This is a genomic window from Paenibacillus sp. BT-177 (genome assembly GCF_025846815.2).
Lineage (GTDB): Bacteria > Bacillota > Bacilli > Paenibacillales > Paenibacillaceae > Paenibacillus > Paenibacillus polymyxa_C.
Genome location: NZ_JAOYTP010000019.1, coordinates 1 through 14,439, shown reverse-complemented (window position 1 = coordinate 14,439; position 14,439 = coordinate 1). Strand labels below are relative to the sequence as shown.

General features: G+C 47.3%; 12 protein-coding genes. 1 reads left to right on the top strand and 11 read right to left on the bottom strand.

Annotated elements, in window-relative coordinates; translation table 11 throughout:
* Positions 1-13 precede the first annotated feature (13 nt).
* From OIU26_RS25500 to OIU26_RS25455, 10 genes are all read right to left on the bottom strand, one after another.
* Positions 14-769 carry an LUD domain-containing protein gene (locus OIU26_RS25500; protein WP_264218388.1) on the bottom strand — a complete coding sequence of 252 codons (756 nt, stop codon included), beginning with the start codon at positions 767-769 and terminating at the stop codon, positions 14-16.
* Positions 762-2,282: a LutB/LldF family L-lactate oxidation iron-sulfur protein gene (locus OIU26_RS25495; RefSeq protein ID WP_264218387.1), complete on the bottom strand. Its 1,521-nt coding sequence runs from the start codon at positions 2,280-2,282 to the stop codon at positions 762-764. Before OIU26_RS25495 ends, OIU26_RS25500 begins: the two co-directional genes overlap by 8 nt.
* Entirely contained in the window at positions 2,279-3,007 is a 729-nt protein-coding gene (locus OIU26_RS25490; RefSeq protein WP_264218386.1) for a (Fe-S)-binding protein, read from the bottom strand. The genes OIU26_RS25495 and OIU26_RS25490 overlap by 4 nt, the downstream gene beginning before the upstream one ends.
* Before the next feature lie 171 nt (positions 3,008-3,178).
* Entirely contained in the window at positions 3,179-3,937 is a 759-nt protein-coding gene (locus OIU26_RS25485; protein ID WP_013370978.1) for a DeoR/GlpR family DNA-binding transcription regulator, read from the bottom strand.
* 20 nt (positions 3,938-3,957) lie between these two features.
* Entirely contained in the window at positions 3,958-5,433 is a 1,476-nt protein-coding gene (gene rhaB / locus OIU26_RS25480; protein ID WP_264218385.1) for a rhamnulokinase, read from the bottom strand.
* A complete protein-coding gene (rhaI, locus tag OIU26_RS25475; RefSeq protein ID WP_165084318.1) occupies positions 5,430-6,650 on the bottom strand; it encodes an L-rhamnose isomerase in 1,221 nt (406 codons plus the stop codon). Before rhaI ends, rhaB begins: the two co-directional genes overlap by 4 nt.
* Positions 6,651-7,041: 391 nt before the next feature.
* Positions 7,042-9,111, bottom strand: coding sequence for a bifunctional aldolase/short-chain dehydrogenase (locus tag OIU26_RS25470; protein WP_264218384.1), 2,070 nt, complete (start codon positions 9,109-9,111; stop codon positions 7,042-7,044).
* Between the two features lie 303 nt (positions 9,112-9,414).
* Positions 9,415-10,056 (bottom strand): acetyltransferase, encoded by a 642-nt coding sequence (locus tag OIU26_RS25465; protein WP_090735195.1) that lies wholly within the window; start codon positions 10,054-10,056, stop codon positions 9,415-9,417.
* Complete coding sequence (locus OIU26_RS25460) at positions 10,053-11,192, bottom strand: aminotransferase class I/II-fold pyridoxal phosphate-dependent enzyme (RefSeq protein WP_264218383.1); 1,140 nt, start codon at positions 11,190-11,192, stop codon at positions 10,053-10,055. The genes OIU26_RS25465 and OIU26_RS25460 overlap by 4 nt, the downstream gene beginning before the upstream one ends.
* A gap of 33 nt (positions 11,193-11,225) precedes the next feature.
* Positions 11,226-12,092, bottom strand: coding sequence for a glycosyltransferase family 2 protein (locus OIU26_RS25455; RefSeq protein ID WP_264218382.1), 867 nt, complete (start codon positions 12,090-12,092; stop codon positions 11,226-11,228).
* A 243-nt stretch (positions 12,093-12,335) separates the two neighbouring features.
* Between OIU26_RS25455 and OIU26_RS25450 the strand changes: the two genes are divergently transcribed.
* A complete protein-coding gene (locus OIU26_RS25450; protein ID WP_264218381.1) occupies positions 12,336-13,865 on the top strand; it encodes a glycosyltransferase in 1,530 nt (509 codons plus the stop codon).
* 130 nt (positions 13,866-13,995) lie between these two features.
* Here OIU26_RS25450 and OIU26_RS25445 read toward each other — a convergent pair.
* The coding region (locus OIU26_RS25445) for a hypothetical protein (protein ID WP_264218380.1) at positions 13,996-14,439 on the bottom strand (444 nt) is incomplete at its 5' end.

Genomic DNA, 14,439 nt, shown 5'->3' with positions numbered 1-14,439 from the left:
GGGCAGTGTAACGCTAACCAATCAACAACGTATAAACGATACCCGGTCCGTGTACGCCGATCGTCAAGTCATTTTCAATATCGGATGAGCGGCTCGGTCCAGTAATAAAATGAATGCCTGCGGGCAATTGCTCTCGCCCTGCTTCGTCAAAGCGGCTTAAAATCTCGCCCAGTCGTGTTCGCAGACGCTCCACGGGCAGGAGAATGATGAGCACGGTCGGCAGCAGACTGACCGAGCGCCCCTTCTCCGGCGAGGATAGCACTGCTACCGAGCCGGTATAGGCGGCGGCTTCATCGGCTATGACGATGCCGATATCGGCCTCCGCGGCGCGTGCCTTCCAGTCTTCGGCTGGATCGGTGTTCCACACCGACAGTCGGACTTCCGGCAGCGCTGCTTCCAACTGGAGCGCCTCCAGGTCCGGATCATTCTGCCGGACGATATAGGCCGCTCCCAGCTCTCGCGCTTTGTTCGCGATCCAGTCTGCCGACTCCTTCAGATCCGGCAGACGCACGACATGTCCGCCAACACTTGTAAAGTTGGCGGTGAACTCCTCGATGCGCTGCTCCGCACTCCATTCGAATTCGTGCCAAAACGCTGGTGCGCCGCGAAACGGCTGCATCGGTGGCTCCGTCTGCCGCGGACGCTTGAGCCGCGCCGCAATGCCCTCCATAAAGCGTGCCTGCTTGACACGGGATTCTGATTGCATTTGATGAAGCCACGCCTCATGCTCCGCTTTTGCATGCGCAGAAGGATTACGCTGTTCATTCATGCTGCATCCCTCCTTTTCTTCTATCCGCCAAGATCGTCTCCATTCGGCTGAGAATGTCCGGATGCATGACCTTGCGTTCCTGCTCCAGCTCACGCGCCAGTGTGTTCCAGTGCTGACGGAAGGATTTTTTTGCCAGACTAGGGGCCACACGGTACGTATTCCAGCCTTTTAAGGGGCCGAGCTTAAGAGTAATTTCTCCCTTACGAACGACCGCTTTCTGTGCGATCTGTCCGAGTCGGATCGCCGCAGCGAATCGCTTTGAGCTGGAAACTACTGACGCAAAACCTTTCATCGCTGCCGTCTCTAGATTATCCCCTTTTCCCGCCTCCACCTTGCGTCTACGCAAATAAACCAGCATATCATGCAGTGGTATTTTGACCGGACAGGCTTCATAACACGCCCCGCACAAGCTAGACGCACTCGCTATATCGTTCCACTCTTCGATGTTGCCGTGAAGGGCAGGCGTAAGCACTGCACCAATAGGACCACTGTATGTCCCGCCATACGCGTGTCCCCCAATGTGTCGGTACACCGGACAAGCGTTCAGACAAGCACCGCAGCGAATACAATTTAACAGCTCCTGAAACTCGGGATTGCCTAGCTGAAGCGAACGCCCGTTATCTACGATGATAATGTGCATTTCCGCCGGTCCATCGGCATCCTGGCTGCGCCGGGGTCCTGAAATCCCCGACATATACATAGTCAGCTTTTGTCCGGTAGCGGAGCGTGGCAGCAATGTAGCCATCACCTCCAAATCTGTCCAGGATGGAATAATCCGCTCCATACCCATCAGGGTGATTTGCGTTTTGGGCAGAGTGGAAACCATACGAGCGTTGCCTTCATTTTCAAACAGGACAATGGAACCCGTCTCAGCAATGGCAAAATTGCAGCCTGTCATGCCAATATCCGCATCTAGAAACTTTTCACGCAGCTTTTTGCGGACAAAGCCCGCCAAAATCGTCGTATCTGCGGACAACTCCTCCCCCGCTTCTTTGGACAGCAGCTCGGCAACCTGATAACGGTTTTTGTGAATCGCAGGGATTACGATATGAGACGGCGCCTCTCCTGCCAGTTGAATAATGTACTCACCGAGATCACTTTCAATCGTCTCGATATCCGCACCCTCCAGCGCCTGATTCAAATGCAGCTCCTCCGACACCATCGACTTGGATTTGACGACAGAACGTGCTTGATTATGCGCGGCAATGTCCAGTGTAATGCGTACAGCATCCACAGCTGTGTCGGCAAAATGGATATGCACCCCATTGGCACGGGCATTTTCTACAAACAGATTTAAGTAATAGTCCAGATGGGCAATGGTATGAAGCCGAATTTGACGCCCCCGCTCACGCCATTCCTCCCAATTTCCATGCTGCTCAGAAGCTACCCGCTTGCCGTTGCGCAGCCGCTCGGTAGTGAAACGAACTGCATTCCGTAGAAAATCGTCATTTAGAGCCAGCTCAGCACGTTCTTTGACCTTTTGGTTCATAGAATGGGTATGTACAGCGGTCATGCGTGCTTCACCCCTTCATACAGCAGTTCTGCCAGATGCATTACCCGAACTGGATCTTCCCGATATCTGAGATTTCCGGCGATGTTCATCAAACAGGCCATGTCCAGTCCGACCAGCACCTCAGCTTCCGTCTCCCTGATATGGTCCACTTTTTCAGTCACCATCGCTCCCGAAATATCGGGCATTTTTACCGCAAAAGTACCACCAAACCCACAGCAGTCCTCAGCAAAAGGAAGCGGCACTAATTGCAAACCCTTTACGCTGCCAAGCAGCTTCATCGGTTCCTCTTTTACGCCGAGCAAACGTGTTCCATGACAAGACGGATGGTAGGTTACCGTATGAGGAAAAGACGCGCCCACATCGGTCACGCCAAGTACCTGTACCATAAATTGTGTAAACTCATACGTCTTTTGCTCCAGTCTCCGTGCCGAATCCAGCCACTTAGGCTCATCCTTAAACAACTCCGGGTAATGATGAATCATATATGTGCAGGAACCGGAAGGAGCTACGACAAAATCACTGTCATTAAACGCTTTCAAAATCGTTTTTGCCGCAGCCCTTGTTTCATCCCAATAGCCGCTGTTATAGGACGGCTGCCCGCAGCATGTCTGCACCTTGGGAAATTCCAGCTCGACACCATATCTGGCAAGCAAGCGGGCCATCGCTTCCCCTACCTTGGGATAAATCGCATCACTTAGGCAGGTAATAAATAAAGATACCTTCATACGACACACCCCTTCCGTCCGTTTTCCAAAGGAAAACTTTCATCATAAGCATAGCTTGCAGCGGGATTCTTATCTGAATAAAGGTTTTACATTATCCAAGATAATCCCGCTGCAACAGCGATCGTAAGATCAAATGAACCGCAGAGCGACCTCACCCCGGAAACTACATGCTTACACAATCGTAACCGGGATGGACAGCTCTGCGAGCTGACTGCGAATCGGGTCCGACAACCGCGAATCTGTGATAATTTCGGACACTTGCGACAAGTTCACCACATGTGTAAACGCCTGCTGCCCGAATTTGCTCGCATCTGCCAGTAAAATCACGCGATCTGCAATGCTAACCATTTTCTGCTTCAAACGAGCTTGCAGCTCATTCGATTCACTAATGCCGCGATCCAGATGAACTCCCTGACTGGAAAAAAACAGCTTATCTACATAATAGGTTTCTAATGAACGCTCTGCGAGCGGGCCTACGAACGATAGTGAACGTTGAAGCAGCTGACCTCCCGTCGAAATGACCTCGATTTTTTCCTTACCTGCCAGCTCTGTAGCTACCCGAATCGAATTCGTCAGTATCGTTAAAGGAATATCCGGCAGACTGGACGCCATATACCAGGCAGTCGTACTGGCATCCAGCAAAATGCGATCATGCGGCTGAATCTGCTTGACCGCTTCCTCAGCAATCCGACGTTTTTCCTCTGCGTTCATAATTTCCCGTACCGCATAGGGCGTTTCAGGCTGCTCGTTTTTGACACTAACCGCTCCCCCATGTGAACGGCGCAGTCGTCCCGCCTGCTCCAGACGATCCAGATCGCGGCGAATCGTTTCTTCCGTTACTTTACATAGCTCACTCAATTCGGACACCCGTATGCTTCCTCTTTCATTCACGAGCTGCACAATCATCTCATATCTTTCTGCGACCAGCATGACAATCTCACTCCACATCTTTAATGTACAAAAAGTCCTGTCACCCGCCGGAACTGCCCGTAGGCATCCTCCCACGCTTCTGACTCGGCAGGTTCATATTCCTTTACGGTAATCGAATCCGCAATGACCCGGCGTGCTTCCCATATATCGGCGAACTTTCCCTGTGTCATCCATTGTACCGCAAGATTACCGATTGCGCTCGCTTCTGCGGGACCCGTCCATACGGGTTTTTGAATCGAGTTGGCCGTCCATTGGCACAGCAAGCGATTTTGAATCCCACCGCCGACCATATGCAAGCCATTAAAACGCTGTCCTGACACTCGTTCTGTAAGCTCCAAAATGTAACGATACTTTAACGCCAGACTTTCCAGAATACAGCGTGTAATTTCGCCCGGCGTTTCCGGCAATGGCTGCCCGGTATTGCGGCAGTATTGGCGTATGCGTGTTTTCATATCTCCGGCATGCAAAAACAGTTCATCATCCGGGTCAATCAAACAAGTGAACGCTGGAGCCTGTTCTGCCATATGAACCAATTCAGGAAAGGAATAGGAGTTTCCCTGCCGCTCCCACTCTCTGCGCGCCTCCTGTAGTATCCACAGTCCCATGATATTTTTTAGCAACCTGTAGGTTCGGCCCACACCGCCTTCATTTGTAAAATTAAATCGAAGCGTATCATCATTGATTACTGGCTGTGCGGTCTCCGTTCCCATCAGGGACCATGTTCCGCAGCTCAAGTACGCAAAGGACCGCTCCAGCGCAGGCACGGCCGCCACTGCTGATCCTGTGTCATGCTCTGCTACTGCAATCACAGGAATCGCTCCAATGCCCAGATCCGTCATGACCGATGAACGGATTGTACCTGCAACACTTCCCGACTCCAGTACCTCTCCAAACCAAGAGCGGGGAATGTTGATTCCGGACAAAAGCTCATCATCCCATTTTTGCTGTAACGGATGATATAATTGCGTGCTGGTTGCATTCGAAAACTCATGATACATTTCACCTGTTAGAAAATACCGCAGCAAATCAGGGATCATCAGGAAATGTTCCGCCTGCTCTAGCAAGGGTGATCTTGCGTTTCGCATAGCAGCCAGCTGATAAATCGTATTAAACGTCAAAAACTGAATGCCTGTACGCTGGAAAATAAACGCTTTTCCCAGTTGTTCCTGTACTTTTTCCATTACTCCATGGGTCTGCCAATCCCGATAATGATAAGGGTTGCCCAGCAATTCTCCGGTTTCTCCAATCAGTCCAAAATCGACCGCCCAGGAGTCAATCGCCAGGCTGGATGGATTCATTCCCATATGCTTGGCTTTGAGCAATCCTTGCTGAACCTCGTGATAGAGACGCAATATATCCCAGTGCAGACGCTCTCCAACCTTGACCGGATCATTGGAAAAGCGGTGGATTTCTTCCACCACGATACGTGAATCTGTCAATTTTCCGAGTAGAACCCTGCCGCTGCTTGCCCCCAAATCATAAGCGAGGATGCTCACCAGCTCGCACCACCCTTGCCTCTTTGCAAAATCTGCGTACCATACTCAGACGCCAAGTAGGCTTTCATTGGATCTGCAGGTAATCCTTGCTCTTCACGGATCGCTTTAAGCAACGGGGCCACATCAAACTCAAATGCTTGGCGTACCGCATCCTCCGCACCCAGCACATCCTGACGGCTCGAAGCTTCCTCCACCTCTGCATGATTAATCAAGAGTGCCTTCGCATATTGAGTCTGCACATTCAGTACCGAGCGAATCATGGCCGGAATTTTGGGTTCGATATTGTGCGACTGGTCGATCAAATAAGCAATTTTATCAACGGTATGGCGGATATCTGCATCAACATCCTGAGCTGCGTTCAAAATTTGGTAAAAGATTAAAAACAGCTCATACGGATTGGCAGAACCCACGATCAAATCATCATCCGCATATTTATAACTGTTAAAATGAAAGCCGCCCAGTCGTTTCTCATCCATTAAAAACGCAACAATATGCTCCACGTTGGCCCCCGGCAGATGATGCCCTGTATCCACCAGCACCTGTGCCTGCGGCCCTAACTTGGTCGCGTAATGGTACGCCATGCCCCAATCGGCAATATCCGTATGGTAAAAGGCCGGCTCAAACGCCTTGTATTCAATCAGCATACGCATGTCTGGCGTGAGCGCCTTATACATTTCGCTGAGTGCCTCCAGCATCCAATTTTTGCGTTTGCGAATGTCCCCCTGACCGGGATAATTCGTTCCGTCTGCGAACCATAAGCTAAAATCGTTGGAGCCCGTTTCCTTTGCAATATCCACGCATTCCAGCAAATGGTTGATAGCCTTGCGGCGGATTGCCGGGTCTACATTCGTAACACTACCGAGCATGTAGTCCTCGTCTTGAAACAGATTGGGATTTACGGCCCCTATTTTTAGGCCGAGACTTTCGGCATGACTGCGAAGCTTGCCGTAGTTGTCTACTTTATCCCACGGGATGTGAATAGCAACGGACGGACATAAGCCTGTCAAGGCATGAACCTGAGCAGCATCCTCCAGCTTCTCGAACGGATCACGCGGCACGCCCGTTTTCTGAAAGACTTTAAAACGTGTACCTGAGTCGCCATATCCCCAGGACGGTGTTTCTATGCTTAGCGCTTTCAGCTTGGTCTTTACTTGCTCCAGGTCAATACCCCGTTGTTGTTGCTGCTCCTCAAATAAGGCGTACGCTTTGTCACTCATCGTGGTTCCTCCTTGAAAAGTAAGTGAGTTATGGGGGGGGAGGCCGCTTCGCGTCTGGATCATTCTTCCGATCGCTGTTATCCCCAGATTTTTTTTATTTTATAGAACATATTAAAGGTGAAAATCCGGGGATAAAGGCGAACGCTACGCTTCTTCAGAACGATTCCATCCGCTCCGCTGCTGACCACCCATAAAGTCACTTTTATTTTAAAGTGTTAGCGTGTATATAAAGGCATTCGCACGTAAATAAGTTGACACAACTTATTTACGTGTTTGAAACTAATTAAAAACCTCTTCGTACTATGGGCTTGTGGCCTGGATTATTGCAGTAAATTAGTACATTAAATTAGTTCGCTATGATCCTAAGTGTTCTATTAACTGCCTCTTCTTCCTAGCGTGTAAAGGCTGCTGGGACGCCGCCGTCGATGGTCAGCATACATCCGGTCGTCTTCTCCGCCTTGGATGAGGCGAAAAAGGCAATGCCCTCTGCGATATCCTGCGGGTAAATGTTAACCAGCAGCGTCGTTCGCTTGCGGTAATGCTCCTCCAGCTGGTCTGGCTCGATGCCGTAGGCAGCGGCTCGTTCGTTACGCCAATTGGAGTTCCAGATCGCTGAGCCTTGCAAAATTGCATCCGGCAAAATGGTGTTTACGCGGATACCGTATTCCCCACCTTCTGCGGCAATACAACGGGCCAGATGCGCCTCCAGCGCCTTGACCGAGCTGTAGGCCGTTACATTTTTACCTGCATAGACCGAGTTTTTGGAGCCGACGAACACCATGCTGCCGCCAAGTGTCTGTTCCTTCATCAGCTTGAACGCTTCGCGTGCGACCAGAAAATAGCCTGTTCCCAGCACGTTCACGTTTAAATTCCATTCCTTTAATGACGTCTCATCAAATGGACTAGATGTAGCAAGACCTGCATTGTTTACGATAATATCTACACCGCCGTAGGTTAGCGCCGTTTCGGCATAGGCAGCCTGGATCTGTTCCTCCTGCGTCACATCCATTTTCACAGCAATCGCTCGGTTTTCTCCGTAACTGCTATTTATTTCTGCGGCTATTTTTTGCGCACCTTCCAGATTGAGGTCTGCCAATACGACATGCGCACCTTCATCTACCAAACGCCGTGCAGTTGCACTGCCGATTCCGCCTGCACCGCCTGTAATGAACGCAATTTTGCGTGAAAATTCCGCTTCTGCTGACGCCAGTGACAGCTTGTAAAGCTCCAGCGGCCAGTATTCCACGTTGTAAGATTCATTTTCACTGAGCGAAACAAACTCCCCTAATGCCGTTGCTCCTCGCATGACAGCAATAGCACGATGATACAAGGCCCCGCTTACCTGTGCATTACTCCAGCTTTTGCCTGTGTTGATCATCCCTACACCCGGAATCAAGATTACACGCGGCGCTGCTTCAAATCTCACGTCTCCTTCATGTCGATTACGCTCGAAATAAGCTTGGTACTGCTCTTTATAGGCTGCTATACCCTCGGCAAGCTTAACTTTCAGCCCCTCAACATCCCCTATATCTGGTGTCCAATCTACATAGAGCGGTTTCATTTTGGTATGAACCAGATGATCCGGGCATGCTGCTCCAACCTGGGATAAAGCACTAGAATCCAGGCCGTTCACAAACTCCAACACATCCTCCGCATCATCAAAGGTGAGAATCATCTTTTTCTCATCACTGACTGCACCCCGGACGGATGGCATGACCTGGGACACTATGCTGCGGCGCTCCTCTGAAGTAAGCGCTTTATATTTTGCGCCTCCAAACCCCTGCTTTTCCTCTTGGTGAGCTTTAATATAGCTTTCTGCTTCTTGGATGATTTCGATCGTTTTGGCATAAGCCGCTTCGGATGTGTCTCCCCACGTAACCAAGCCATGCTTTTCCATCAATACCAACTCAGCTTGTGGATGATCGAGTACCCCTTGGGCAATCATTTTCGACAGCTTAAAGCCGGGACGGATATAGGGTACCCATACAAAACGATCACCTAAAATTTCCTTAGCGATTTCCTTGCCGTTATGCGCACAGCATAAGCTGATAATCGCGTCCGGATGTGTATGATCGACATGCTTAAAAGGCAAAAATGCGTGTAGTAGTGACTCAATTGAAGCACGCGGATGCTTGGCATCTATCATACAGTTCGCCAAATATGCAACCATATCCTCGTCAGACATATCTTCCCGTTCAAACAGTGGACGAATATCCTCCATACGAAGCCCTGTGAAGTTATGCGCTTTCATTGTTGCAAGATCGGAACCGCTACCCTTAACGTACATCACTTCCACTTCACGCCCGCGGAAATCCTGTATCGTTGTTTTGGCCGAAGTATTGCCGCCTCCCCAGTTGCACACGCTCCTATCTGTGCCAATCAGGTTAGAACGGTATACGAGTTGTTCCAGCGTGCTTTTCTGCTCAGATGCTTGTGAAGAATTCCATAGACTTTGTACCATAGGAAAAAGACCTCCAAGTCTGTTTTGGTTTTGAATTGTTTTATTAAGGTAGATATTTTTGTTTATGGAGACTATAACACTTTTGTTTTAATTTGAAAATATAAAATACAAAAATAATCAAAAATAAATTTTAATTTTATCCATATGTAACACGAATATATCGTCTAGCTTAAAATATAATAAGGCCGTGCCGGGGTCAGGTCATAAGAACCTTTTCCGGTACAGCCTTTTGACAGGTAAATCACTTTATTGCCAAGCATATTTCTGCGAATTTGATTACGCTCTATTTTAAAGGAAGGAAGCTCAGAACATATCAAGTTGTTTTTTAACGACTGCTGGTACACCTGCAGCCATGGCAAATTCAGGTATATCCTCTTTAACAAAGGCCCCACCACCGATCATAGACCAGCAACCAATGTGACGTTTCTCCCGTACCGAGGCACCAATGCCGATATAGGCACCCTCATCTATGGTTACATTGCCTGCCAGATTCACACCCGGGGCTATGGTTACATAATCGCCAATAACCGCATCATGACTCACGTTAACACTCCGATTGATAATTACATGCTGTCCGATCTTAATATTGTCCGACAGGACAGCCCCTTCAAAGACCATGCTTCCTTCTCCAATGGTGTTTCTTCGAGACAAACGAATACGGGGATGTATTAGCGGAGCTGCGATACGAAATCCCGATTGAATTGTATTATTAACGAATCGCTTCTTTAATGCCGGGTCCCCCACCCCCGCACAGATCAGCTCCACCTCATATTTTAACGCTTCAATGTCATTCAACGTCCCCAGTACAGGGACGCCATTTACGATCTGCCCTTTCATCTCCGGTCGTTCGTCCAAAAAACCTGCCACTTGCACTCCTAGCTCTTCACATAACCAGTTGATTTCCCTTGCATGTCCGCCTGATCCCCAAATCACGATTTTCCTCATCCGGTTGTCTCTTTTCCCAGGCTTCCTAGAACGTTTACAATTCTCCGAACAATAATCTCGTCCAGTTCCTCCCACAAGGGCAGGCTGACAATATGTTTGGCAATATGTTCGGTAACATGAAGAGTAGACCGCGTATAGCTTTGGAACTGCTTCTGCTGATGGCACGCCGGAGAAAAATAGGTTCTGGCTTCTATTGAATTTGAGGCTAATAACTTAACGACCTCTTGATTCGTGTGTGAATCCGGACTAAGGAGAGGGATAAATTGATGGACAACTGATCCTTGCGTTTTTTGTATAGACCATCCTCGTTCTAATAAGTCTGCTTGAAGCAGTTCTTGAAGATAATATTCGTAGATCGTCCTTCTGTTCTCCCGTACAGTCTTAAAATGATCGAGGGTGGCTAAAGCGATAGCAGCGGTATACTCGGATATCTTACTGTTAAGACCTTGGGTGACAGACTCCCTGCTGCTGGAGAAACCAAAATTCCCTGCCTGACGAATTCGCTTAATGAGATCTTGGTCCAGACTGTATACCAATCCACCCTCTCCGATACCAAAAGATTTGGTGGCATGAAAGCTGAATACTACGGCCCCTCCAAAACCTTTGCCAAAATGGGTGGCTTCCTCGGGTGTTATCGTTCCAAAGCTGGCAGCAGCATCAATGACTACCGGAATTCCCTGCTCCTGCAGCTTATTATATACGGATAAATCAATGGCTGTACCGAAAGTGGCATATGGAACGATTACCGCAATCTCATCTCCCAGCAGCTTGACTGTCTGCTCTAACTGCTCCCTATTCATTTGCCAATTCTCCGGTTCAATGTCAAGGAAGTAGGGTTCTAACCCACACCACTCAGCAGCAAGTGGGGTGGCCGCAAAAGTAAAACTTGGCATAACTGCATATTTGCCCTGTGGTCGCTTGCTTTGGGCGATCGCCAAAATCAAGCCAATAGTAGCGTTATGAACGGTCACAGCCGAACCGATTCCATCAAACATTTGCGCAATGACCCGCTCTTCAAACAGGTTATTTAAGGGACCATAATTGGAGTAAATCCGGGTCTCTTCTATTTTCTCAAAATTGGAAATAAATCGTTCCTTTTTTACTAAATTAGGTCGTAAAAAGGGAATATCGAACATGAGCCAGCCTCCTTCGCATAAGGGATGAGCAAACTAGGATTCCAATGTTTTTAATATCATTTCAATTCGCTTGATATCTGCAACAAATTGTGGACGACCCCTTATACGTTCCTGATAAGCATGAAGTGCAGTTTTAAACAAATCATCAGTATCAAGAAATCCATCATCTCTTGAGGCAATCATAATATCTAACCATTCCGTGAACGCATTTTGACCAAGCGTCTGATTATTTTGATTGGGATGTATTCGGAAATAGCTTAGTGCTTCAGGAATATAAACTGCTTTTCCTTTGGATAGTAAGTTCAGCCAGGAAGCTAAATCATTAAGAAGAGAATACTGTTTTCCTTTATAAACCCCAAACCGTTCGATAAGATCTGTTTTTTTGAAAAACACTGTCGTAGGTTCCCCAATCACATTTAAACAACGAGTTAATGCAACGTTTGCCAACATTCTTCCGTCCATGATCCTTGTTTCCTCGTACAGCCTTTCCGTTGCATAGAGCGGTGGGAGAATAGTCCCTGATTCATCCATGGTTTGCCGATACGAGGTAACCAGTGTGATGTTTTCGAAATTTTCAAAAAAATAGATCATCCTTGCTATTTTTTCTTTTTGAAACATGTCGTCATCCATCAAATAATTGATATATTCACCTGACGCCAAATCAAAACATTTATGCCAATTTCCGAGAAAAAGATTTTTATCATTTTTATAATATTTAATTTGGGGAAAAGAATCTAAATAAGAATCAAGCATTTCTTGTACTTCATTCGTTGTACTGTCATCACAGATAATGATTTCGATGTTCGGATAAGTTTGTTCCAATACACTGTCGATGGCGATTTTTAGTGTATGCGGCCGATTATATGCAGGTATAACTACACTTACTAATGGGCATTGCACGCTTACTCCACCTTTCCTTTATGCTTAGGTGTCTACGCCGGAGGTTTCAAACGATTTAATTTGCTATGTTCACATGGGCTGGCATTTTCCTCACATCCCCGAACACATACACATACATATACATATATATTGCTGAGAAATAAAATGATGCCGGGAAAATGGATGTTTCAATAAAAACAATACTAACGTCTGAATCGGCACCTCCCTCTCGTTGGTGTTCGAAACTGGTAAAGGGGAATGATCATGTCTTTGAATTTCACTCCGCTACTGACAGCTCATTTATTTGTATCGAAGAAGGTTTTAAAGGATCATGTAAAAGAATTGATAGATAGATTGGAAGAAAATCACATTACAATAAACTTGTATGAGGCTGATCAACCACTTATAGACAATAGCCTCCAAAAGCCTCGGGTTTACGTCTCGCTCGGAGAAGAGTGGGGAGAATTTTCAGCATTAAAAGCGTTACCTGGTCACGAAAAAAAACGCTGGTTACACTTCCAATCACCAGACGAAATTCAACCTATGCATTTATTTTTCTGCTGGCTTAAGGCAACAGATCCTCTTCCGGAGAATAGAACGATTCCTCCGACACATTTCTCTTCAAACACACCCTTAATATCCGTGTTTACTGCCAGTTACAGATCAAAAGAAAAAATTCAACGACCTTATCAATCTTTATTAAAGCAGACCTACAAGAACTGGGAATGGGTAATCGTGGATGATTCCGGTGATGAAGATGAGACATACAAGGAGTATTTACTACCTTTAGAGGATCACCGTGTGCGAAGATACCGCCAAGATTCCCGCAATGGTTATATAGGGGCTATCAAAAGGTTTGCAGCCGGTCTATGTACAGGGGAAATTTTAGTAGAAGTTGATCATGATGATGAGCTAACTCCTGACTGCCTAGAGAAAATCGTCAAAGCATTTCAACAAAACCCTGACTGTGGCTTTGTTTATGGGGATTGTGCTGAGGTGTATGCAGGGAGCAATCATGCGCATTGGTACGGCTGGGATTGTGGCTTTGGTTACAGTGTTCATTATCGAGTCTGGCTGCATGATATGAACAGATGGCAAAATGTACAAAAACATACGACCATTAATGGCAAAACCATTCGTCATCTGGTCGGTTTACCCAATCATCCACGTGCGTGGACGAGGGACTGTTATCATCTGATCGGAGGCCATCGCAATGAACTACTGGTAGCAGATGATTACGATATGCTGGTCCGGACGTTTCTTTGCACTAAATTTGTAAACATCCCCGATTTGATATATATCCAATATCGTAACGAACAAGGAAATAACACTACATTCCTCAGAAATAAGCAGATTCAGATTCTTGTAGGGGAACTATATAGATCTAATTTTCAAAGGATTCAAATGAGATTGAAAGAATTCGATTTACCACAGCTATTGCCTTATCGTCGTATATGGGAGACTTCTACGGATGATCCTGCCCGGAAATCTGCTCACGTTATTCAAGAAGATAGCTCAAGATTCTCGATATTGTTCCCTATCCCCCATTCCTGCCCTGAAATAGAGCATACGCAATTAAATAAGACACTCCAAAAGAGCATTGAAAACAACTTTAGGGAGATCGAAATTGTGGTTGTAGGTCGAATTCCATCAGAAATCGAAACCTATGCCTCCAAAGCTCCCAGGGGAGCCATACGATGGTGGCCTATGGAGCCAAATGATTCATTAGAAACTTGTATTCAATATGCAAAATTTGTTGCGTCCTGTAAAGAGAAAGTGGTTGTGTTGCCCTAAATTACAACAATGCTGAATAGAATATTGGCCAACAATTATTTTCCAATGCCTTTGTCGAAGTCTCTTGGAATTATTTCCATGGAGCTTCGACAAAGGTTTTTTTGTTACAGCAGAACTGCAAAATATTAACTTAAAACAAAAAAAGGACCCAAAAGTTATAAATAACTTTTGAGTCCTCTAAATATACCTTGATCTTAAGCTGGTCCTTGCTCACCTTGAGGTCCCTGAGGGCCTTGGTCACCTTGCGGTCCTTGAACACCCTGAGGGCCTTGGTCTCCTTGGACGCCCTGAACTCCTTGAGGGCCTTGATCGCCTTGAACTCCTTGAACTCCTTGAGGTCCTTGGTCGCCTTGGACGCCTTGAACTCCTTGAGGGCCTTGGTCGCCTTGGACGCCCTGAACTCCTTGAGGGCCTTGATCGCCTTGAACTCCTTGAACTCCTTGAGGTCCTTGGTCGCCTTGGACGCCTTGAACTCCTTGAGGGCCTTGGTCGCCTTGGACGCCTTGAACTCCTTGAGGGCCTTGGTCGCCTTGGACTCCTTGAACTCCTTGAGGTCCTTGGTCGCCTTGGACGC